The organism is Chitinophaga terrae (ex Kim and Jung 2007) (assembly GCF_900107795.1).
GTDB classification, from domain to species: Bacteria; Bacteroidota; Bacteroidia; order Chitinophagales; family Chitinophagaceae; genus Chitinophaga; species Chitinophaga terrae.
This window is the reverse complement of sequence record NZ_FNRL01000010.1, coordinates 104,231-126,738: the sequence shown is the minus strand read 5'-3', so window position 1 is coordinate 126,738 and position 22,508 is coordinate 104,231. Positions and strand designations below refer to the sequence as shown.

Genomic DNA, 22,508 nt, shown 5'->3' with positions numbered 1-22,508 from the left:
AGACCCCCTGATGAAAGTTTCTCTGAAATTTATATCATTATATCATCTATGCTGCATATTAGCGCTCATGCTCCTTTATTTCGTTTTTAATGTTTTTTCGGCAGAGATACTTTCTTATCTGGTATGGTTTTATGTTGAGGGATTGTTATTGGGAGTAATTTTCTATCCACTGCTGAAGATGTTGGAAGCAACGTTATCAATCTCGAATTCGGTTAGATGGATCATCGACGGACTGATATGTTTAATGCTGATGAACATTGTCTCATTTATATCGGCCCGTCGTTTTCTTACAATTAATTTAATTATGGATATTAAAGAAGGAATTGGATTTGAAGATAATAATTTGTGGATACATGCTGTATCACTGTTTGGCTTCATGTTAGCTGGTTATTTGGTTTCACGAAATAAACGGCTTACCGCAATGACTGCCTCGCAGCGGCATGAGCATAAGGCGGAACGTTGATAAAAATGGAATTTTGTTATCTTATGAAAAAGATAATTATTGGCATTTTTTTAATTTCAACTACTTGTAATTTAAACTATGCATATAATAGTGGAGGAAAAGATAATAGGTATTTGACCGAATATCGAACTGACAAGTGCCTTTATGATTTATTATCTTCTATCGTTTCCTCTAATGCCGGGTTTTACAGGCCCGGGAAGTATTATTATTCACTGGAGTTTCATCTTTCTGAAGGTCGCAGGTCGTTGTACATTGCTCCTGAAATGTGGGATAACGCCAGAACATTGGATTATAGCGGTTTCATTAACGTGGGAGGGGCTTTGTTTCTCTGCACAGGTGGATTTACGGAGGATTCATTGTTTCACAAAACAACAGCCGTCAAAAAAGTGATGTTGAAATTATCGGAAACTGAGATCGGATCATTGCAGAGTTTTAACGAACCTTCGCTGGAAGGTACGCTTAATATTTGCAAAGGCGCGCCAATAGATCTAAGCGTTTATACTAAAGGAAAAATATCTGGTTATGACATTAAAGAAATGCAAGGCAATTAACCGTTTGGAATCGCACGACTGGTATGACACGAGAAGTCGGAAGCGAAGAAAGTAAAAAGAATTGATGGTTAAATTCGTGGTATGATTACAATGACATTCAAGAACGTTCTGCTATTTGTATTTTTAAAATACTTAGTTTTTTACTCAACTCGGATGATAGAAATGAACGATTATAGGATTTTAAGGGTATGGGAGTTGAGGAGTATAACGGATTGGTACTACTATTTATGGATGGTTATGTTTTTACCCGCCGTAAGCATAATGCTATTTTCTGCTCCTATTTATTTTTCTTTTAGGATAAAGAATATATTTTTATTTGCCTTTGCCGTATTGGCAATTTTTACTGCTGAGTATTTTATGTATGTTTCCATTACCTCAGAAAGGCATATTGATGGGAATGGTATGCTGAATGGAATAATTGGCATTTTATTGTTTATTTTGTTTTTTTATAAGAAGATAGGAAAGATATGTAATATCAGCAAAAGATCAGCCCAAACCTATTAACCAGGTATTTCCCTTGCGGCCTGGCCAAATATCCCCCAGTATGAACATTCACGACTTAAAATAAATATCAATAGCCCGGCTCACAAGCCGCCCCAGCGTTCATATATCACACCGAAATTCACTAACAACTTATTTAATAAATCCAGGGGATCACTCGTTTAGTAGTTTTCATATAGTTGACATACTCATCGCCGAACTGCCCCATCAGCACCTGCTCTTCAATCTGCATCCTGTAAACAAACACCAGGAACACTGGTACAAATACAACGATCAAAGCCAGCCAGTTATTCATGGATAAGCCATAACCTATGAAACTGAGCAAGGACCCCGCATAGGAGGGGTGACGCAGATATTTGTACAGCCCGTCTTTTTTAATATTATGTCCTTCCCTGATCGTTACCATTACTGTAAACAGCCGGCCCAGTTGGGAAACCGCTGCAAATCGCAGTATCATGCCAAGAATAATAACGGCCAGGCCAGCTAAACGGACTGCATTGCCGCCGATAGGCCGGTAGGTAGAATGCCCGATAAAACCGGCAACAACAATACTGGCAATGATAATAATCCACATAAAAGAAAGACTGCCTTTGTCTTTTTGTTGCTGATCAGTATTGCTGCCTCGTAAGAATCTGTTCAATAGGATTTCGGATGCAAGCCATGCCGTATAAACGGCGATAAAAAGCAGGGACATACATAGATTTTGGTTGTGTTCCTAATATAGCTAATATCCGGTACTTCTCAAAAAGTCGTAATTTGTAGTACATCAAAAACGTCAGGAAATGGAAAATTTGCAAGCTATACTACAATCCCCGACTCCCGTGCTTATCGACTGCTATGCTACCTGGTGCGGCCCCTGTAAAATGGTTCCTCCGATTTTGAGAGAAATAAAAGATAAATTAGGGGATAGCTTACGCATCCTGCAGATCGATATAGATAAGAACCAGCAACTGGCCGCCCAATGGCAGATCAGCAGCGTTCCTACGCTGATGCTTTTTAAAGACGGAAAGTTATTGTGGCGCCAGAGCGGGGTAGTACCAGCTCACCAGTTGATCCCTATAGTCAGGGAAAAGATCGCCTGATCAGGGCAGGCTGGTATAAAAACTCTGAAGGTCCCTCAACAGGTTGGCATAAATGGGTTGTATAAACGCAATGAACAGGTCGGCAGGCGGAGGGGGCGGAATATCACGGCCTCCCATCAGCTTCTTATCTTCATCGCTCAATGCCCTTTCATCGCCTTTATAGGTACCAAACTGGTTACGCCAGGTGTAGCTGCCCGGGATACGGTCGGCTCTCAGTACCTTGCCATTATTCGCATCCGTGATCTGGTAGTCCAGCAACCCTTTTGACACAACGGTTTTGGTAGTGATAAACAGAGTGGCCTTTACTGTCTGGTAAATGGTAGTTTCTTTACCGGTAGTGTCTTTGACGGTTTTTACGGGAATATCTTTGGAAACTTCTTTCTGCAGCCTGTCTACATATGTTTCACCGATCACGAAATCAAAGAAGTTCATATCAATAAACTCGTCAGGCCTGATGTTATCCTGCCTGGCATCTTCTTCATCATAAAACTGAACAAAACGGTTTACCTGGCCCTGTTGCAGCTCCCTGATCAGGTAATCCCTGAACTGGTTGGCTGTGAACTGGTAATAGGGAGAACGCACTTCCAGTTTGCTGAGCATTACATTCACCACTCCTCGTTCGTAGGCCTGATCTCTCAATTGTGCAGCATCTTTATAATTGGAAACGAGTTTAAGGGCATTGCTGAATTCATCGAAGGCCTGGCGTGCGCTGTTCTTGTCGCCCTGCCGGAGAAGCGTTACGCCTGCGCTATACCTGGCTTCCGCGGCATTTTCCTGCGCACCGGTAATAGCATTGCGGTAATCTTTGGGTTGAACAAGTTTCAGCGCGGCAGGGGAGCTGTGTATAGCCTGGTAAAGGGCCTGCATGGAATTGTACTCGTTCCTTACAGCTTCCCATTTGAATTGGTTATTGGAGCGCAACAGGTCGCTGACCTTGCTTTCGCTTTCCTGTGCCGCATGTTCGTAGGCCTGCGACAGCAAACGATTGGCTGCATCGTCGTTGGGGCGTTTCTGTAACTTTTTAACAAAGGTGAGCACAGCAGCATGGTACCGCCCCTTGTTGAATAGTTTTTCTCCGGATTTACAGCCAGCCAGAAATACTAAAAGTACAGCGATACATAGTATAGGCCTGAATGGGATCGTTCTCAAGTGGTTATTGTTTGAATTGTCTTTTGAGTTCTCTGTCGGCGTCCCTGGATTTAATAGATTCCCGTTTGTCGTACAGCTTCTTACCCCGTCCCACACCTATCTCCAGCTTAGCCAGACCTTTATCGGAAATGAACAAACGTAACGGGATGATGGTGTATCCTTTTTCCCTTATTTTATTCTCTATTTTCCGGATCTCTCTTTTGTTCAGCAGCAGTTTACGTTCCCTTAACGGGTCGTGGTTGGAGGAGGTGCCATGAGAATACTGCGCAATATGCAGGCTTTTCACGTACAGTTCTCCTTTGTTAAAATAGCAGAATGAATCGTTAAAGCTCACTTTCCCACCGCGGATCGATTTAACCTCGGTACCGAGCAAAACCATGCCTGCCACATATTTATCTTCTATAGCGTATTCGTAATAAGCCGATCTGTTCTTTTGTTCTGCCATAATAATTTGTTGGGATCACAAATGACAAATTACGGATTTAAAAGCCAATATATTGAAATATGGCTTCCAAATCCGTAATCCTTTTTGTTTTGTAATATTAGTTCTTAAACAAGGAAAGTACAGTCGCTAACCTGGTTTTTAATTCTTTTCTGTCCATGATGAAGTCCAGGAACCCATGTTCCAATAGGAACTCGGCGCTCTGGAATCCCGCAGGGAGGTCTTTCTTGATCGTTTCTTTGATGATACGGGGACCTGCAAAACCGATCAGTGCACCCGGCTCGGCGATGTTCAGGTCGCCCAGCATTGCGTAGGAAGCGGTAACGCCACCGGTAGTAGGGTCGGTCATCAGGGAAATAAATGGCAGTTTGGCATCAGCCAGTTGTGTAAGCTTAGCAGATGTCTTCGCCATTTGCATCAGTGAAAAAGCGCTTTCCATCATACGGGCGCCCCCGGATTTGGAAATGATCATCAATGGTTTCCGGTTTGCGATACAGTAGTCGATAGATCTGGCGATCTTTTCTCCAACCACTGAACCCATAGATCCGCCGATGAAACCAAAATCCATACAAGCCACCACGAGGTCATTTCCCAGTACCTTACCTGATCCCACTCTCATGGCATCTGTAAGGCCGGATTTCTTCTGCGCATCCTTCAGCCTTTCTGTATAAGGCTTCAGGTCTTTAAACCCTAAAAAGTCGGTTGGGTAAATATTGGAAAACAGTTCTTCGAACTCTTTATTATCGAATATGATCTCGAAATATTCTGCAGAATTGATACGGTTGTGATAATTACATTTATCACACACATAATAATGCTCCTTTAGATCTTTTACAGTAGTGGTTTTTTTACAGTTAGGACACTTATGCCACAACCCATCAGGTGCTTCTTTCTTTTCACTGGTGGTTGTAGAGATGCCTTGTTTAATTCGCTTAAACCAGCTTGACATATTTCACTATTAGATTAGAAAATAGTTGTGCAAGATACGAATTATAGCATAAAGCCAAAAACATATGGAAAAAAGCTTAAGCATAAACTACCCGAAGTGAAGGTAACTTTAACATTTTCTTGCCGTTATACCCCCAAAAAAGGCAAAAGCCGTTATAGAAAAAGTAATAATATATAAAAAGTTATATAATATATTTCTTTTTCCATAACAGCCTTAACCAATAATCAACCCGGTCGATTATGCGTTCCTGTTGATGCAGTTCAGATCACGGAATGCTTCTTCCAGTCTTTTCACAAAAGTTTCTTCACCTTTACGCAGCCAAACGCGTGGATCGTAGTATTTTTTATTAGGTTTATCTGCTCCTTCCGGGTTACCCAGCTGACCTTGCAGATATTCTTTCTTAGCTTCATAATAATCATGAACGCCTTCCCAGAATGCCCATTGCATATCTGTATCCAGGTTCATTTTGATCACGCCATAACCCAGCGATTCAGCAATCTGGTGCTTAGGAGAACCGCTACCGCCGTGGAATACATAGTAAACCGGCTTAGCTTTGGTGTTGAATTTTTGCTGGATATATTCCTGGCTGTTGTGCAGGATCTCAGGACGCAGCTCTACGTTACCCGGAGAATATACGCCATGTACGTTACCGAAAGCCGCTGCTACCGTGAAACGAGGACCTACTTTTGACAGGATTTCATAAGCATAGGCCACATCTTCAGGCTGAGTGTACAATTTAGAGTTATCCACTCCTGAATTGTCCACACCATCTTCTTCACCGCCGGTTACGCCTAACTCGATCTCGATAGACATACCCAGCTTATTCATTCTTTCGAAATATTTGTGAGAGATCTCGATGTTTTCAGCGATAGGTTCTTCAGACAGGTCTAACATATGAGAGCTGTACAATGGCTGACCGTGCAGTTTGAAGTATTCTTCACCTGCAGTTAACAGGCCATCGATCCATGGGAGCCATTTTTTAGCAGCATGGTCGGTATGCAATACTACCGGAACGCCATAATACTTCGCAACTTCATGTACGTGTTTGGCGCCGGAGATACCTCCAGCAATGTTAGCTTGCAGTTTGTCGTTAGGCATCCCTTTACCGGCAAAGAATTGAGCCCCGCCATTGGAAAACTGAATAATTACCGGTGAATTCACCTTTGCCGCTGTTTCCAGTACCGCATTCACGGAGTTAGTACCTACAACGTTTACTGCAGGCATTGCAAACCCGTTGTCTTTGGCATCGTTATACAGCGCATCCAGCTCTTCGCCGAATAATACGCCAGCTCTGTATTTTCCCATACTCAAAAATGTGTTTTAATTTTTAGGAGAGCAAATATAAGGAGTTAAAAAGAAGATTTATAGCGAAATGTAAGCGCTTATTTATTAATTCTGTCTGGAGAAAAACGTATTTTACTCCATCAATTCAAACCGGAATGAAATTATTACCCATTATCCTGCTCTGTTGCCTGTACTCCGTTTCCTACGCTGGTAAAGGGCTCCGGCCGGCCGACGACTCCTTGCAATACTACCGGTCGTTCGACGGAACCCGCATCCATTACACCATAAAAGGCAAGGGCGAACCTGTGCTGCTCGTTCACGGCTTTATTGTAGACGGCCGCTCATGGGAACAAACTTCTTTATACCAGCAACTCCTCGAAAAGGGTTTCCAGGTAATTACCCTGGATCTGCGCGGTAACGGGGCGTCCGATCATCCGCACGACAGCCTGGCCTACATGAACGACGCGGAAGCAAAAGACATCATGGGACTGGTCACCTACCTGAAACTGCCCGAATACCGGGTTGTTGGATACAGCCGCGGATCCATCATCGTAGCCCGGCTCCTGGTGCTCGACAACCGGATCAGGAGCGCGGTAATGGGAGGGATGGGCACTGCCTTTACAGACCCCAACTGGCCCAGGCGCCAGCAATTCTATGAAGCCCTGGCAGGAAAACCGGTTCCTGAACTGGCCGAAATGGTAAAATACGTGCAGCAATCCGGCCTTGACCAACGGGCGCTTTGCCTCATGCAGTTCGCACAACCAAGCACTTCCCCCGAAGAATTGGGAAAAGTTACCAAACCCGTGCTGGTACTCGGGGGCGACAGGGACCCGGATAATGATACGGGCGGTTCCCTGGCCGCCATGATGCCCGCAGGGATGCACGGCACAGTAACGGGCGATCATAACAGCGTGGTAAAAACCAGGAAGTTTGCCGACTGGGTAGTGAATTTTCTAAAAGACCATTAAGGCGCCAGCAACCGGTTAAAATAAGCAGGCGCCTGCAGCAAACGACTGCCATACCAGGAGAACATTTCCCCGTCTACCAGCCTGATCTCAACCCCTGGTACCTGTTCCTTTAATTCCGCTATATGCTTTTCGCTGAATGGGTAAGGCTCCGATGAAAGCAAAAGCCAGCGGGCTTCCGTGGCCTTTATCTCTGCCGGCGTAACAACCGGGTACCTGGGAAGATGCGCAAACACGTTCCGGATACCGCAACGGGCGAGCATGTCGTTTATAAACGTTCCGCCACCGGCTACCATCCACGGATCGCGCCAGATGAAGTAAACGGCTGAAATACCGGCTTCGGTTTTCTTTATCGTGGAAAATGCTTTTCCAATATTTTCTGTCAGTTGCCGAGCCGCTAATTCCCGGCCTGTTACCTGGCCAATGCCCAGGATCATTTCATATGCGTCTTCCAGCGTTTGTACATCGCTTACCCAAACAGGACATATCTTCATTAACTCATGGATATCGCTTTCCAGGTTTTCTTCCTTATTGGCGATGATGAGATCGGGGGATAATTCTTTCACCTTCTCTATATGTACCTGCTTCGTGCCGCCCACCCGGGGTTTGGTACGGAACCACGTCAACGGATGTACGCAGAATTTGGTAATGCCCGCCACTTCTGTATCCAAACCCAATGTATATAACAATTCGGTTTGCGAGGGCACCAGCGATACAATTCGTTTAGGCGTCCTGTCCAGGTTTATCGTCCTGCCCAACTGATCTCTGAAAACCATATTATCTTCCTAAAGCCTGTATAATATCGTATTTGGTGATGATATGGTGATTGCCGCTATCATCTTTTGTTAATACTGCCCCGTTTTCCCTGTTGATATATACAGTGAGTTTTTCGATCGGCGTTTCCTGGGAAACCAGCGGGAATGCAGGCTGCATGACTTCTTTCACAGCGGCGTCTTTCAGTTGGGTGTTATCAAGAAGTTTATTGAACAGGCCACTTTCGGAAATGGCGCCGATAATATCATTTCCACCCAATACAGGGATATGTTCAATATCGTATTTCTTCATTTTAGCGATCGCTTCACTCACTTTTTCATTGGCGTCGATCGTCACCAGCGGCTGGCCCTTCCGGCCATTGATCACATCTTTAACGGTTTTTACATCCAGGAAACCCCGTTCCATCATCCATTGATCGTTGTACACTTTGCCTACATACCTGCTGCCGTGATCATGGAAAATAACCACTACCACATCCGTAGGTTTCAGGCTGGCTTTCAGCTGTAAAAGCCCTGCCACTGCCGAACCGGCGGAGTAGCCAACAAAAATGCCTTCTTCCTTGGTGATCTTTCGGGCCATGATAGCGGCATCCTTGTCTGTCACTTTCTCAAACGCATCGATCACCGACATATCATAGTTCTCCGGCACAAAATCTTCCCCGATCCCTTCCGTGATATAAGGGTAAACTTCCGTCATGTCGATAATACCCGTATCGTAATATTTTTTAAGCAGGGAGCCATAGCTATCTATTGCCCATACTTTAATATCGGGGTTTTTCTCCTTCAGGTATTTGCCGGTTCCTGTAACCGTTCCGCCTGTGCCGGTGGCAACAACCAGGTGAGTGATCTTGCCTTCCGTTTGTTCCCATATTTCAGGGCCTGTCTGTTCATAATGCGCTTCCCTGTTAGCCAGGTTATCATATTGATTAACATAGAAACTATTTGGTATTTCCCTGGCCAGCCGTTTGGATACAGAGTAGTAGGAGCGCGGATCTTCCGGTTCCACGTTAGTAGGGCATACGATCACTTCTGCGCCAACTGCTTTCAGGATATCTACTTTCTCCTTGGATTGTTTGTCGGTGGTGGTGAAGATACATTTATATCCCCTGACAATGGCTGCCAGCGCAAGGCCCATACCGGTATTGCCCGAAGTGCCTTCAATAATGGTACCTCCCGGCTTCAGCCAGCCGTTTTGTTCCGCCACATCTATCATTTTAACGGCCATCCTGTCTTTAATGGAATTGCCCGGGTTAAAAAACTCTACTTTGGCCAACACAGTGCAGGGAAGGGATGCTGTAACCCTGTGCAACTTAACCATGGGGGTATGTCCTATCGTTTCTAAAATGTTATCACAATATTTCATATATGAATGAGGTTGTACATTACGAATGTAAGTGTTTCCGGTAAGTTTCTTTACGCTCTCTGCCTCCTTTGTGCGTTTGCGAGCTATATTTGTTGTTGATGAGTGAAAGAATATTTATAACCGGCATTGGTACTGGGGTCGGTAAAACCGTTACCGCCGCCTGCATTACGGAGGCTTTGAAGGCCGATTACTGGAAACCCGTGCAAACAGGGTTGCTGGAAGGCGCCGATACAGATACGATTAAGGAACTTTTATCCAATGATGTGTCAGTTTGTCACCCTGAGCTTTGGAAACTGGAACTTCCTGCCTCTCCGCACCTGGCAGCCCGGGAAGAACAGGTGAAGATAGAACCGGGCGCGATTATATCGCGGGCCGCCGACCTTCAGCCGGTTGGCAGGCGCCTGGTAATTGAAGGAGCAGGAGGGTTGATGGTGCCCCTGAATGACGATTATTTTACTGCAGACCTGATACGGGAATTAGGCGCCAAAGCTATAGTGGTGGCCCAGAACTACCTGGGAAGCATTAACCATGCGTTGTTGACGGCCGGTATGCTGAGGCGTTTGGGCATCCATGTCCTGGGATGGGTGTTTACCGGCGATTATCACAGCAATGAAGATGATGTGGTTAAATGGAGCGGCTACCCGAAAATTGGCCGCATTCCCCGGGCGCAGCATGTAGATAAGTCATTTGTTCAGCAACAGGCACAGTTGTTGTCTGCTAACCTGCATAGTTTACTGGCATGACCACTAAAAAGGATATACGAAAACATTTCCTGGAACTAAGACTCAATATGCCTGATGATATATCTGCAGACCTGAACGGCCGCCTGTTGTCGAGGGTTTATACGTTACCGTTGCAGCAGATCAAGTTAGCCCATATTTTCCTGCCTATTTCAGAGAAGAAGGAAGTTAACACCTGGCCGTTGGTGAAATGGTTCAGGGAACATCAGCCGTCCCTTGAATGGGCCATCTCCCGGTCTGACATGAAAACCGGCAGCATGGAGCATTTTCTCTGGAAGCCGGATGCCGTCCTGGTTAAAAACAAATTCGGCATTCCCGAACCGGTTAGCGGCACCGAGGTACAGCCTGCAGATATAGACCTGGTATTTGTGCCCCTGCTGGCATTCGATACCCGCGGATACCGGGTGGGTTATGGGAAAGGAATGTACGACAGGTTCCTGAAGCAATGCAAACCTGGCGTTAAAACCGTTGGTCTGTCTTTTTTTGAACCGGTGCCGGCGATAGAAGACCTGGATGCCTGGGATATTCCCCTGCATACAGTCGTAACGCCGGATAATATTTATCATTTTAAATAAAATAATGTGTTGTCTTACCTGAAAGTTCTATTATACCCTTTTTCACTGCTTTACGGCCTGGTAATGTGGATCAGGAACAGGTTCTATGATAAAGGACTGCTTACGGCAGTGGAATTTGACATACCTATCATTTCTGCCGGCAACCTTTCTGTAGGCGGTACAGGGAAAACCCCGCACGTAGAGTACCTTATCCGGCTGCTGAAAGATCACATGAAAGTAGCGACCCTGAGCCGCGGATATAACAGGCGCACCAGCGGCTATATCCTGGCGGATGAGCATAGTACGGCCGCCGATATAGGCGATGAGCCCATGCAGTTTCATTCAAAATACCCCGATATCAAAGTTTGTGTGGGAGAAGAACGAATGCTGGCGGTGCCGCAATTGCTGAGCGATGAACCCGATACCCAGGTAATACTGCTGGACGATGCCTTCCAGCACCGGTCTATCAAACCGGGGCTCAATATCATGATCACTGATTACAGCCGGCTGTTCACCAGGGATCATGTAGTTCCTTTCGGCCGCCTCCGGGAAGGGAGGATAGGATATCACCGGGCCGACTGTATTATAGTTTCCAAGTGTCCGCCTGCCATGACAGTGGCCGAAAAGCAGGCTTTGGAAAAAGAAATAAATCCTTTACCGCATCAGCGGCTCTTTTTTACTACCTTGCAGTATGGAGCATTAACGGACATGGTTACCCATCAGCCGGTTGATGTGCCAACGTCGGCCACCGTATTGCTGGCATGCGGGATAGCCAGACCAGAACCCCTGTTAGAAGAGCTGAGAAGACGATATAACCAGGTATTCCTGTTGTCGTTTCCGGATCACTACTACTACACGGAAAAGGATATTGCTAAAATTAAAAAAGAATGTGATGACCTGCCAGGTAGCAATAAAATAGTTATTACCACCGAGAAGGACGCTGTCAGACTGCAATTGCTCAAAGGAGCGCTGGCAGAACAAAACCTGCAGATGGCTGTTATGCCTGTAGAAATTGCATTCCTTTTTGATGACGCGCCATTATTTAATAACTTTATTATTGACTACATCAATCGGTATCAACTGGTTACCGGTCAATGATCACCTTACAACTTACACATGAGTAAAAGAAAGAAAAACAAGCGGAAAGATAAACGGAACCATCATCCTCAACAACAGTTCAACGGATCTAAGAAAGTCTATAAAGGCGTGGTAGAAGTTACCAGGTCGGGGATGGCTTTTGTAACGGTAGATGGATTGCCAAGAGATATCATGGTAAAGCAGAAGAACCTGCATACCGCCCTGAATGGAGACGAAGTGCTGGTAGAAGTGCTCAAACAAGGCCGCCATGAAGGCCGGATGGAAGGAATTGTTACAGATGTCACCAAACGAAGCAAAACAGAATTTACAGGAACCCTGCAGTTGAGCAAGGGCTTTGCTTTCCTGATCCCCGATAAAGGGCTTTTCATGCCCGACATCTATATACCCGCCAATGCGATATTGCCCGGCGTAAAAGACGGCGATAAAGCAGTGGTGAAAGTAGTGGCATGGGGCGAAAAATCGAAGAAGCCGGTAGGAGAGATCCTCGAGATCCTGGACGCTACCAACTCCAACGACCTGGCCATGAAAGAGATCCTGATAGACGCTGGTTTCCCGCTCAACTTCCCACAGGAAGTGCTGGACGAATTAAGCCGCATCCAGGAAAACATCTCCGGCGAGGAAGTGGCTAAACGAAAAGATGTACGGGATATTCTAACCATGACCATCGACCCGGTAGATGCAAAAGATTTCGATGACGCCATTTCTATCCGGCTGCTTAAAAATGGCTGGTATGAAATAGGAGTGCATATTGCCGATGTAAGCCATTATGTGCTGCCAGGTACCGCACTGGATGCGGAGGCCGACAGAAGAGCTACTTCTGTTTACCTGCCGGACAGGGTATTGCCGATGTTGCCTGAAAAAATTTCGAACGAATTGTGCTCTCTACGACCACATGAAGATAAACTGACCTTTTCCGCCATCTTCCAGATGAACGAGAAAGGAGAGGTTAACCACCATTGGATAGGCCGCACCGTTATTCACTCCGATCACCGCTTCACCTACGAAGAAGTGCAGGAGATCATCGAATCCGGCCAAGGCCTCTACAACAAAGAGATACTTTTGCTGAACAAGATCGCGCAGACGCTGAGAGCGGAACGATTTAAGAATGGAGCGATCAACTTCTCTTCCCAGGAAGTGAGGTTTAAACTGGACGAAACCGGCAAACCGCTGGGGATCGTGATCAAGGAAAGCAAGGAGGCGCACCAGCTCATCGAAGAATTTATGTTGCTGGCCAACCGCACGGTTGCTACCTACGTATCGAAGATCCGGGTAAATAACCAACCGGTTCCTTTCCCTTACAGGGTGCACGATACCCCTGACCCTGAAAAACTGAAGATCTTTGCGTTGTTCGCAGGTAAGTTCGGTTATCGTTTTGATACCTCTTCTCCTGAAAGCATTGCACGTTCCTTCAACTATATGCTGCAGTTCGTACAGGGAAAACCTGAACAACCGGTGCTGGAAACCCTGGGCATCCGTACCATGGCCAAAGCCGCATATACCGTGGAGAATATCGGTCACTACGGGCTTGGGTTCGCCGACTACTGCCATTTTACATCTCCTATCCGCCGCTATCCCGATGTGCTGGTGCACAGGGTGCTGGCCGAATGCCTCAGTAATAACATCCATCCTGATAAACAGATGGAGCAAAAATGCAAACACAGCTCTGAAATGGAACGTAAGGCCATGGAAGCTGAAAGGGCGGGGAATAAGTACAAACAGGTAGAATACATGCAGCAGTTCATTGGTGAAACCTTCGATGGTGTGATCAGTGGAGTGGCGCATTTCGGGTTCTGGGTAGAAACGATAGAAACCAAGTGTGAAGGTTTAGTGAGCATCCATAACCTGAACAGGAAAGAAGATTACGTTTATAACGAGAACGAATACTCGCTGGTTGGTCAGCTGACCGGCCGCAAATTCAGGATAGGGGATAAAGTGACGATCCGCGTGGTAGCTGCGAGCCTGGCCAAACGCCAGCTCGACTACGACCTGGAAGATGAATTGTCCCGTTCCGCAGCTGCTTCCCCTGCCAATAAATTCAGGCAGGCTCAGAGGCCGGATGAAAGGAAAAAGAAGAAAGACAAACATCGTCCTAAACCCGTAACGCCTCAGGTTCCGGCGCCTTCTGTGTCGCTGAGCGAACCAACTCCAACCCCGGTTGTAGACCTGGTAGAAGCAGAAACACATGTGGCGGTAGTTCCGAAACCTGTTGAACCGGTAGTTACTCCTGCCACAGCAATGCCTGCAGCCAAAAAAGCTGAACCAATAAAGGCTAAAGAAGAGAAAGCCGCTGCCGTAACAACACCGGCGTCTAACGACCAAAAGGCGACTGGTAAGGCAAAAGAGAAGAAGACAGCCAAAGGATCTGCTGTGGTAACGACTGCGCCTACACGTAAAAAAGCAGCTGAAGGTAAACCAGCTAAAGCGAAAGAAGCGAAGGAAGTTAAACCTGCTGCGAAGCCTAAAAAAGCGGTTGTTGAAACTGCGGAGAAGTCTAAAAAAGCAACCGGGCAGAAAGCAACTGCAAAAGCGCCGGCTAAAAAGGCAACGCCAAAGAAAGCTGCTGCGAAGAAAGCGACGGAGAAACCTGTTGCAGCTAAGCCGAAGACAGCTCCGGCAAAGAAAGCGACAACCGGGAAAACTGCTGTAAAGAAAGTAGCAGCCCCTAAAAAAGCAGCTACTCCTAAGAAAGCGGCTACAGCTAAAAAGGCCGCAACCTCTAAAGTGGCTGTTGCTCCTAAAAAAGCAACAACGGCTAAAAAGGCAGCTACTCCTAAAAAGGCGACTACTCCTAAGAAAGCAGCCACTTCTAAAAAAGCGGCAACGCCAAAAAAAGCAGCTGCTACGAAAGCCACTAAAGCCCCGGCAAAAAAAGCCGCGGCCCAGCCTAAAAAGGCAGCGGCGAAAAAAGCAACAGCTAAAAAGACGGATAAGAAAAAGCGTAAATAGTTAATAATGCATTCATTCAAAGAGTTAATAGCGCAGTTCAATCAACATTTTGACCATCAGAAATTCCCGGAAAAACCTACAAGGCTGTACAGTTCAGCCAATCATATCCTGGAAATGGGAGGTAAGCGCATCAGGCCTGTGCTTTGTTTAATGGGTAACGAGTTATTCAATGAATTACACCCGGATGCTTTCCAGGTAGGTACGGCAATAGAGTTGTTCCATAACTTTACTTTACTGCACGACGATATTATGGACAAGGCCCCGTTAAGAAGAGGAAAGCCTACAGCCCACACCATATACGGCGAATCAGCCGCCATACTCGCAGGAGATGTAATGCTGATCAACGTTTATGAGTATTTGAATAAAGTGAATGCAGGTTACAAACAAAAGATCATTAATGTATTCAATAAAGCGGCGATAGAAGTCTGTGAAGGCCAGCAGCTGGATATGGACTTTGAAACCCAGGACCCCGAAGCGGTAAAGTATGATGACTATGTGGAGATGATCGCGCTGAAAACCTCCGTATTGCTTGCTGCAAGTTTGCAGTTAGGCGCTATTATCGGCGGAGCGGGAGAAGGAAACCAGCAACATATCTATGCCTTCGGAAAGAATGTTGGTATCGCTTTCCAGATACAGGACGACTATCTCGACGCTTTCGGCGATCCGGATAAATTCGGCAAACAGAAAGGAGGCGATATCCTGGTCAACAAGAAAACTTTCCTGCTTTTAAAAGCACTTGAACTATGCAGCCCCGCTGCCCGTAAGGAACTGAAAACCCTGCTGGAAACATCACCGGAAGATAAGGTTGACAGGGTACTGGATATCTTTACGTCCTGCAAGGTCGATAAATGGGCGGAGAAGGAAAAGGAAAGATTTACCCAGCTGGCCTTCGGCAACCTGGATGAAATCGCCGTACTGTCGAACCGCAAGGAAGGCCTGAAAGAACTGGCTAACTTCCTGTTGGAAAGGCAGCAGTAAGTTTTATATTTAAAATCGCATTATATTCGCGTGTCTCTTTCAGGACAGTTGAAGATGCTGCGCACACCGGATTGGTCTGAAGACAATGTCAGGTGCGCAGCATTTTTTATAAGGTAAGACAACAAAAATCACTAAATTTAAGAACAACCTGTAATCGTAATTCCTTAGCCAATGTCAAATTCGCTGTTTCGTAAAAAGTCACTTGCCACCATTATTAAAGACTCTAAAGAAGGATTTACAGAAGGTCATGAAACAGGAAGCATGCACAAGGTCTTGAAAGTGAAAGACCTGACAGCTATGGGAATTGCCGCTGTAATTGGAGCCGGTATCTTTTCTACGATCGGCGAAGCGTCCTTCCACGGAGGGCCTGCCGTTTCCCTGTTATTCGTGATCACTGCCATCACCTGCGGTTTTTCCGCGTTATGCTACGCCGAATTTGCCAGCAGGGTACCTGTTTCCGGAAGCGCATACACTTATTCTTACGTAACGTTCGGCGAACTGGCAGCCTGGGTGATCGGCTGGGCGCTGATCCTGGAATACGCCATCGGTAATATAGCTGTTGCCATTTCCTGGGGAGGCTATTTCAACAACCTCCTGAAAGGGTTCGGGCTGGACATTCCCGTTTGGCTAACCAATAATTACGATAGCGTATCCCCCGAAGTTTTAGCCGCTGCCCCAACCATTGGCGGCGTGCCTGTCATACTCAATCTACCGGCTTTCCTTATTACCGTGATCATCACTTACCTGGCCTATGTGGGCATCCAGGAAAGTAAACGCACCGCCAATTTCATGGTATTGCTGAAGATCCTCGTTATCCTCTTCGTGATAGTAGTAGGGTTCTTTTACGTAAATCCTGAAAACTGGAACCCGTTTATGCCTAATGGTTTCTCCGGGGTATTAAAAGGCGTGTCTGCCGTGTTTTTTGCCTATATAGGCTTTGATGCGGTAAGCACCACGGCGGAAGAATGTTCCAATCCCCAGCGCGACCTGCCCAAAGGCATGATCTATTCGCTTATCATCTGCACAGTATTATATATCCTGATCTCGTTCGTACTCACCGGCATGGTGCCTTTTACCAGCCTGAAAGTGGACGATCCCCTGGCCTTTGTATTCACCAGCGTGGGCCTTACAAAGATCAGCTATATAATCTCGATCAGCGCCGTAATTGCCACCGCCAGCGTATTGCTTGTATTCCAGATAGGGCAGCCACGGATCTGGATGAGCATGAGCCGCGACGGGTTATTGCCCAAGAAGTTCAGCAAGATCCATCCTCGTTTTAAAACACCTTCCTTCGCTACCATTATAACCGGTATTATCGTTGGCGTACCGGCCCTGTTTTTAAACCTGACCATTGTAACAGACCTTACCAGCATCGGTACCCTGTTTGCCTTTATTTTGGTATGCGGCGGCGTTTTATTGCTGCCCGAAGACGACAATAAAGCCAATAAAAGATTCAGGCTGCCTTATATCAACGGGCGGTTCATTGTTCCGGTGCTTATCGTAGTCCTGGCCATTTTGTTCCGGGAAGAGATAGGGAGAAGGTTTGGAGCCGTAAACGAAGGCTGGTCGGTCTGGAAACATAACATTCCGTTCTTCCTTTTTGCAGTAGCCACTGTTATAATGACCTTCCTGTCGTTCGTCCGCAGGCTTTCCCTGATCCCGGTGCTAGGTATGCTGAGCTGCTTTTACCTCATGACAGAGATCGAATTAAAGAACTGGATCGTTTTCTCCATCTGGCTGGTTATCGGTTTAACCATTTATTTCACTTACAGCAAGTTCAACAGCAAGTTAAGGGGCGTTGCCAACTCGTAATAGTTTAGTAACTTCATAGTAGCTCTTTGATCCTAAAATTTTATTTTATGAACATGCTACAACGGGTTGAACACTGGGGTGACACACACCATCCCAACTGGCTGAGTGCTGTACGCATTCTGCTGGGCGTATTTTTACTGGTAGTGGGTATCCGATTTGTTCAGGAAAGGGATGCTCTTATCGCCGTCATTCACCAGAATCCGAGTTTAGCCGCCTTGTCGGTAATGCTCGGGCACTACGTGGTTTTTGCCCACATAGTTGGCGGACTGTTTATTGCAATGGGTTTGTTTACCAGATTGGCTTCTATTCTTAATATCCCGGTGCTGCTGGGCGCACTGATCTTCTTTCACTCTCCAACCGGCCTTTTTAACGAGTACCAGACTGTCGGACTTTCTGTCTTAATCTTAGTTTTACTGATCCTGTTTGCCGTCGAAGGCAGCGGCCGCATCTCCGTGGACGAATACATGCGTAAACACCCGGAACGGCCCCGCAACCGGCGCTACGCCGATTTCTAGTTTCACGCGAGTTTCACGCAAAGGGGCAGAGATTGCAAAGAGGCAAAGAATTTTTTTAAGAGGCAGAGGACTTTGTTAAGAAACAAAGAAGTTGTTAAGAAAGTAGAGAGACAGAGATTATGTTATATGGTGAAATAATCTCCGCCTCCTTATTTTCTTGCCATTTCTTTGTTTCTCAACAAAGTCCTTTGTTTCTTAAAAAAATCCTCTGCCTCTTAAAAAAATTCTTTGCCTCTTTGCAATCTCTGCGCCTTTGCGTGAAACTTCTTACTTTTGCGGTTTAGAAGAATGCATTATGAAATACCAAATTGGAGATAAAATTTTACTGTTGAGTTCCAAGGAGGAAGGTACAGTGGTTGATTTTGTGAATGATAACATGGTGATGATCGAGATCAAAGGTACCGCCTTCCCTGTGTACCTGGACCAGATAGATTTTCCTTACTTCCACCGTTTTACCCAGCAGAAATTAGTGAAAGATAAACCCAGGTTGATCCCGGGTGATGAAATAAAAGTAGATCGTCGCAAGTACGAAACCCTGAAGGTTGATAAAGGAGTGTTCCTGTCTGTTTTGCCTGTTTATGAGATGGATGGATATGATGAAGTGGTAAAACTGATGAAGTTTCACCTGTTCAATGACAGCCCATATGCGATGAGATTTTATTTCCAGATCTGGTTAAACAACCAGTTAGACCTGGAGATCAAGAACGAAATCCATCCTTATAATCACTTTTACCTGGCCGATTTGTTGTTCCCGTCATTGAACGACAATCCACGCCTGGAATTCACTTTTTTCCTCAAAGATCCTCAGCCTGGCCTGGCTACCTCGGTTAAAAAGACCTGGAAGATCAAGCCTAAGCAGATGTTCGTGCAACTGGAGGAGTTAAGGACCAAATCGGAAGCGACGCTTACTTACCCGCTATTCGATAAATTCCCGCCTAAAGAACCGGAACCGGTTGCCCCGCCAGAGCAGAACTCAGGCAAGAAGAAAGCGCCGGTGACCACTATCGGTTCAGGTAATTTTGCCAGCCTGCTGAGCAAGATCCAGCTGCAGCCCGAAACTACTTTAACGCCTCAACACGAAGTGGATCTGCATATTGAAGCTTTGGAGAAGAACTGGAAAGGCATGAGCAATATCGCTATCCTCGCAGTTCAGCTGAATGCTTTCCAACGGTACCTCGACCTTGCTATCAGCCATCACCAGCACAATATGGTAGTGATCCACGGAGTGGGGAAAGGCAAACTGAAGGAAGAAATTCATAACATCCTCAGGCAAACGCCGGAAGTAGCCAGCTTTGTGAACCAATACCACGCAAAATATGGTTACGGGGCTACGGAGATCACTTTCCGCTAAAACATCGATCCACTGCACAGATGGGGGATTTTATTCTGTATCTTTGCATTTAACTACAAACCGTGCTATCGCTTCATTGCAAAATGAGGAGGAAAGTCCGGACAGCGCAGAGCAACGCACCACCTAACGGGTGGGTCCTGATCTACAGGAACAGCCAGTGCCGCAGAAAATAACCGTCTCTACCCGGTAGAGATAAGGGTGAAAATGTGGGGTAAGAGCCCACGGCCTTGACAGGTAACTGTTAAAGCGGGTAAACCTTGCGTGCTGAAATGCCATGTATACGGTCGATTGAGGGCTGCTCGTCCGATGACCGAGGGTAGGCAGATACAGGGAACGTGCGAACGTTACCGCAGATAAATGATAGCAGTCCCTATTCAATAGGGATACAGAATCCGGCTTACAGGTTTGTAGTTTTTATTTTTTCTTGAAAATATGAAATAACCCTTTTATCTTCCATTTCTATCAATCTCTCTATCATATGGACCAAAAAGATGAACGCACCTGGGGAACCCTTGTTCATTTAGCCGGTATTATCGGTATGTGGTTGCAATTTACCGTCGGTAATGTAATAGCCGTATTGATACTCTGGCTCATCAAACGCAACGAATCTGCCTGGTACGACAACCAGGGAAAAGAAGCTATCAACTTCCAGATCACACTCAGTATTGTAGCAGTTTGCCTTAACATCATCAACAACATCAGGCTGGGATTATTTGCCCTGGGGAATTTCTTCTGGGGTGGAGGCAGCCATTTCTTTGTATGGCAGACCGGCGGGGGTATCTTTGGCCTGATCTGGCTGGTGAATATTATCTTCAGCATTATCGCTATGGTGAAAGCCAGCAAGGGTGAAACCTACAGGTATCCTTTAAGCCTTCGTTTAGTGAAGTGATCCCCGATCTTATTCAATAAAAAAACCTTTTCATATAACCGTAAACGGTAGAATGAAAAGGTTTTTTTATTACTCAGAAGCCTGATCAGTTCTTCCTGACAGGCCTCATTTTAGCTCTATGCTGTTTCTTTTTCACATTTTCTCCTTTCAGGGTAGCGGCCAGTTTCAGCGCTTCGTAGGCGTTTACTATACCGCCGGTTCTGGACAACTCGGCAAAATCAATTTCCTCGTCGCGGGTGCCGGGTTTGGTTACCATCTTTACGCTGTCAGGTAGCGGGGTAGCGCTTTTCTCCAGCACGTATTTCAGTTGCTGGGCGCTGAGTTCAGGATAGTAAGACAATACCAGGGCAGCAACGCCGGCAACTACCGGAGACGCCATACTGGTTCCGCTGGCCATCCTGTAGCTATTGCCTCCCGGAACGGTTGAATAGATCTGCACACCCGGAGCAAACAGGTCTACTTCATTTTTACCGTAGTTAGAGAAATTGGCTACCTTATCATTTCCCCTGCCTGTGCTGCTGGCGCCCACTGTGATGAAGTTGGTGGCTTTGCCGCCGCTCAGGTAGTTCGGGTTAGGGAAGTTAGGGATAGAATCGTTGTTGTTGCCGTCGTTACCGGCTGCATGAACCAGTAATACGCCTTTTGATTCGGCATATTTCACGGCGTCGTCTACCCAGTCTTTATGCGGAGAATAGGGTTTGCCGAAGCTCATATTGATGATCTGCGCTCCATTATCAACCGCATACCTGATAGCCAGCGCTACGTCTTTATCTCTTTCATCTCCGTCCGGAACAGCCTTTACGAACATGATCTTTACATTGTCGGCTACCCCCTCGATACCCAGGCCGTTATTACGAACGGCGGCAATAATACCGGAAACGTGAGTGCCATGGAAGCCAAACTTACCCATTACATCATTGTTCCCGTATTTATTGTCTTTAATATCTTCCAGGTTATCTCCGACAATCCTTTCCCTGTTAGCGTTAGGAGGCGTTTCTCCCGCTTCTGCCTTGCGCTTCAGGTCTTTCATGTATTCATCGAATTCGGATTTGAAGTCTTTGAAGGTAATGTCCGGGTCCTGCGCGCTTTTCAGCAAACGGGTCATGAAGTTACGTGCAAGCAGTACATCCTGGTTGGTGGTCTGGATGCTGTCCAGTTCTCCTAATGTGAAGTTGTCTTTCCCTAAAAAGTTCTTAAGGATAGATTCACATTTGTTTACATTTTCCTGGACTTTAGACATGCTGCGGTATTCCATTTTCTCCTGGGTATTGGAAGAACCGCCAACTTTATTTTTAACCTTTTGCCAGATGGCGTAGTCTTTATCGTCTTTTGTTAAAGCAGAATCAGGGTTGACATATTTCTCTTTGATACGGAAATATTCCCTGGTCGCTTCTTCGGAATCTTCCTGTACGCTGCTGCCGTCTTTTCCTCCCAGGAAGTTCCAGCCATGAATATCATCAATATAACCGTTGCGGTCATCGTCTTTCCCATTGCCTGGAATCTCGCGGGGATTGGTCCAGAGAACAGGTTTCAGATCCTCATGTAAAGTATCAATTCCGGAGTCAATAACTGCAACAATAACCGGGGTACTTTTTTTGCCTTTTAACAATTCTTTGTAGGCTTTTTCCGTAGATGTGCCGTACACACTGTCGGTCTCGTAAGTTAACAAGTGCCAATTCTTTGGTAATGGGCTTTTACTTTGAGCGTTGGTATTCAGTGTAAAAGTTGTCATCAATGCAAGGCAACCGGCGAAGGCTGCCACCTCTCGACTAAACAATTTCATGTTCAATAATTTTCCCTATATATAAAAATCTTGAAGGATAAAGGTATATAAAAACCAGCTATAAGCTGCCATTTTAATGATAAACGAGCTATAAGTAGGTTAATTGGGTGGTTAAACATGTTTTGATTTATCAGCTTTATTGATTTAAGGCGCAGAAAAGGCAATTTGCTGCCAGGATGCGTACTGGATTGATTCCGGCGCTACCGGGCCCGTATCCTGCTTTTACCATTGATCACAAATCCGTTTGGAGAGAATCATCATTGTTCTAGCTTTAGGTTGTTCGAATAACTATATTCTCATCCCCAAATTCTATCTCCGGA

The 22,508-nt window shown here is 45.9% G+C and carries 22 protein-coding genes and 1 other RNA gene; 14 read left to right on the top strand and 9 right to left on the bottom strand.

Features of this window, described 5'->3' with window-relative positions; translation table 11 throughout:
- Window positions 1-10 precede the first annotated feature (10 nt).
- Both BLV62_RS28575 and BLV62_RS12805 read left to right on the top strand, forming a co-directional pair.
- Entirely contained in the window at window positions 11-463 is a 453-nt protein-coding gene (locus BLV62_RS28575; protein WP_139170137.1) for a hypothetical protein, read from the top strand.
- A gap of 23 nt (window positions 464-486) precedes the next feature.
- A complete protein-coding gene (locus BLV62_RS12805) occupies window positions 487-1,014 on the top strand; it encodes a hypothetical protein (RefSeq protein WP_089762194.1) in 528 nt (175 codons plus the stop codon).
- 281 nt (window positions 1,015-1,295) lie between these two features.
- Here the strand turns inward: BLV62_RS12805 and BLV62_RS28570 are convergent, their stop codons facing one another.
- Entirely contained in the window at window positions 1,296-1,439 is a 144-nt protein-coding gene (locus BLV62_RS28570; protein WP_168927750.1) for a hypothetical protein, read from the bottom strand.
- A gap of 212 nt (window positions 1,440-1,651) precedes the next feature.
- Window positions 1,652-2,209 (bottom strand): methyltransferase family protein, encoded by a 558-nt coding sequence (locus BLV62_RS12795; protein WP_089762190.1) that lies wholly within the window; start codon window positions 2,207-2,209, stop codon window positions 1,652-1,654.
- Between the two features lie 88 nt (window positions 2,210-2,297).
- Here BLV62_RS12795 and trxA point away from each other — a divergent pair, with 88 nt between their 5' ends.
- Entirely contained in the window at window positions 2,298-2,597 is a 300-nt protein-coding gene (gene trxA, locus BLV62_RS12790; protein ID WP_089762188.1) for a thioredoxin, read from the top strand.
- Here trxA and BLV62_RS12785 read toward each other — a convergent pair whose 3' ends face one another.
- From BLV62_RS12785 to fbaA, 4 genes are all read right to left on the bottom strand, one after another.
- Window positions 2,598-3,746 (bottom strand): hypothetical protein, encoded by a 1,149-nt coding sequence (locus tag BLV62_RS12785; protein ID WP_089762186.1) that lies wholly within the window; start codon window positions 3,744-3,746, stop codon window positions 2,598-2,600. It lies immediately after the preceding gene.
- A gap of 4 nt (window positions 3,747-3,750) precedes the next feature.
- Window positions 3,751-4,191, bottom strand: coding sequence for an SsrA-binding protein SmpB (gene smpB / locus BLV62_RS12780; protein ID WP_089762184.1), 441 nt, complete (start codon window positions 4,189-4,191; stop codon window positions 3,751-3,753).
- A 97-nt stretch (window positions 4,192-4,288) separates the two neighbouring features.
- Complete coding sequence (gene accD / locus BLV62_RS12775) at window positions 4,289-5,137, bottom strand: acetyl-CoA carboxylase, carboxyltransferase subunit beta (RefSeq protein WP_089762183.1); 849 nt, start codon at window positions 5,135-5,137, stop codon at window positions 4,289-4,291.
- Between the two features lie 237 nt (window positions 5,138-5,374).
- Window positions 5,375-6,442 carry a class II fructose-bisphosphate aldolase gene (fbaA, locus tag BLV62_RS12770; RefSeq protein WP_089762181.1) on the bottom strand — a complete coding sequence of 356 codons (1,068 nt, stop codon included), beginning with the start codon at window positions 6,440-6,442 and terminating at the stop codon, window positions 5,375-5,377.
- 134 nt (window positions 6,443-6,576) lie between these two features.
- Here fbaA and BLV62_RS12765 point away from each other — a divergent pair, with 134 nt between their 5' ends.
- Window positions 6,577-7,389, top strand: a complete 813-nt coding sequence (locus BLV62_RS12765; protein ID WP_089762179.1) for an alpha/beta fold hydrolase — start codon at window positions 6,577-6,579, stop codon at window positions 7,387-7,389.
- Here BLV62_RS12765 and BLV62_RS12760 read toward each other — a convergent pair.
- Both BLV62_RS12760 and BLV62_RS12755 read right to left on the bottom strand, forming a co-directional pair.
- Entirely contained in the window at window positions 7,386-8,162 is a 777-nt protein-coding gene (locus tag BLV62_RS12760; RefSeq protein ID WP_089762177.1) for an ABC transporter substrate-binding protein, read from the bottom strand. The two genes, BLV62_RS12765 and BLV62_RS12760, sit on opposite strands and share 4 nt — an antisense overlap.
- 1 nt (window position 8,163) lies before the next feature.
- Complete coding sequence (locus BLV62_RS12755) at window positions 8,164-9,522, bottom strand: pyridoxal-phosphate dependent enzyme (protein ID WP_089762175.1); 1,359 nt, start codon at window positions 9,520-9,522, stop codon at window positions 8,164-8,166.
- 98 nt (window positions 9,523-9,620) lie between these two features.
- On the opposite strand from BLV62_RS12755, the gene bioD reads away from it, so the two are divergent.
- The 10 genes from bioD (at window position 9,621) to BLV62_RS12700 (ending at window position 20,405) form a co-directional block, all read left to right on the top strand.
- On the top strand, window positions 9,621-10,265 hold the full coding sequence (gene bioD, locus BLV62_RS12750; protein WP_089762173.1) for a dethiobiotin synthase: 645 nt from the start codon (window positions 9,621-9,623) through the stop codon (window positions 10,263-10,265).
- Window positions 10,262-10,837 carry a 5-formyltetrahydrofolate cyclo-ligase gene (locus BLV62_RS12745; RefSeq protein WP_089762171.1) on the top strand — a complete coding sequence of 192 codons (576 nt, stop codon included), beginning with the start codon at window positions 10,262-10,264 and terminating at the stop codon, window positions 10,835-10,837. The genes bioD and BLV62_RS12745 overlap by 4 nt, the downstream gene beginning before the upstream one ends.
- A gap of 6 nt (window positions 10,838-10,843) precedes the next feature.
- The gene (gene lpxK, locus BLV62_RS12740; RefSeq protein WP_089762169.1) at window positions 10,844-11,914 is read left to right on the top strand and encodes a tetraacyldisaccharide 4'-kinase; all 1,071 of its coding nucleotides are present in this window, start codon (window positions 10,844-10,846) and stop codon (window positions 11,912-11,914) included.
- 18 nt (window positions 11,915-11,932) lie between these two features.
- Window positions 11,933-14,860, top strand: a complete 2,928-nt coding sequence (gene rnr / locus BLV62_RS12735; RefSeq protein ID WP_211117684.1) for a ribonuclease R — start codon at window positions 11,933-11,935, stop codon at window positions 14,858-14,860.
- Between the two features lie 6 nt (window positions 14,861-14,866).
- Window positions 14,867-15,838, top strand: coding sequence for a polyprenyl synthetase family protein (locus tag BLV62_RS12725; protein WP_089762167.1), 972 nt, complete (start codon window positions 14,867-14,869; stop codon window positions 15,836-15,838).
- Window positions 15,839-16,009: 171 nt separating this feature from the next.
- Window positions 16,010-17,650, top strand: a complete 1,641-nt coding sequence (locus BLV62_RS12720) for an amino acid permease (protein ID WP_089762165.1) — start codon at window positions 16,010-16,012, stop codon at window positions 17,648-17,650.
- 47 nt (window positions 17,651-17,697) lie between these two features.
- Window positions 17,698-18,165: a DoxX family protein gene (locus tag BLV62_RS12715; protein WP_089762163.1), complete on the top strand. Its 468-nt coding sequence runs from the start codon at window positions 17,698-17,700 to the stop codon at window positions 18,163-18,165.
- Between the two features lie 295 nt (window positions 18,166-18,460).
- A complete protein-coding gene (locus BLV62_RS12710; protein WP_089762161.1) occupies window positions 18,461-19,516 on the top strand; it encodes a Smr/MutS family protein in 1,056 nt (351 codons plus the stop codon).
- Window positions 19,517-19,568: 52 nt separating this feature from the next.
- Window positions 19,569-19,932: RNase P RNA component class A (gene rnpB, locus BLV62_RS12705), an RNA gene on the top strand.
- Between the two features lie 62 nt (window positions 19,933-19,994).
- A complete protein-coding gene (locus tag BLV62_RS12700) occupies window positions 19,995-20,405 on the top strand; it encodes a DUF4870 domain-containing protein (protein WP_089762159.1) in 411 nt (136 codons plus the stop codon).
- 85 nt (window positions 20,406-20,490) lie between these two features.
- Here the strand turns inward: BLV62_RS12700 and BLV62_RS12695 are convergent, their stop codons facing one another.
- A complete protein-coding gene (locus tag BLV62_RS12695) occupies window positions 20,491-22,188 on the bottom strand; it encodes a S8 family peptidase (protein WP_089762157.1) in 1,698 nt (565 codons plus the stop codon).
- Window positions 22,189-22,508: the final 320 nt, after the last annotated feature.